Raw genomic sequence first — 345 nt, 5'->3', positions numbered from 1 at the left:
CCCCTGTGAGTGTGTAATTTAAAAATTGTCTTCTTGACACGCGATGTTCTTTCTCGCTCACGAAAATTTCCCCCCTCTATCAGAAATTGTCCCCTCGTGATAAATTATATAAAAAATAAAAACTAGGACACTATCATGATATAATACGCTCATGCACAGGTCAATATCATACTACTCATAATAATAAGAACTTTCTGTTTATTGTGAGTTTCCCCACTTCTCTTCCAACATCACCATTATATTTTTTATATGTGCATGGATAACTTCTCTTTTTGCTTGATCACTAAATTGTTCTAATGCTAATGAAGGAAACCAAAATAAATCTCCCTGTAACTCTTGCATATC

At 33.9% G+C, this 345-nt stretch carries 1 protein-coding gene and 1 pseudogene; both read right to left on the bottom strand.

Translation table 11 applies throughout. From position 1 onward, the window contains the following. Positions 1 to 61: pseudogene (locus tag SB717_RS34300) on the bottom strand (menaquinol-cytochrome C reductase); the annotation flags it as partial. 137 nt (positions 62 to 198) lie between these two features. Then, positions 199 to 345: DUF2487 family protein (locus SB717_RS34295; RefSeq protein ID WP_410907304.1), on the bottom strand; the 147-nt coding region annotated here is incomplete at its 5' end.

Source organism: Priestia sp. SIMBA_032 (assembly GCF_046535215.1).
Classification (GTDB): Bacteria; Bacillota; Bacilli; order Bacillales; family Bacillaceae_H; genus Priestia; species Priestia aryabhattai.
This window is presented reverse-complemented; position numbering and strand designations above follow the sequence as displayed.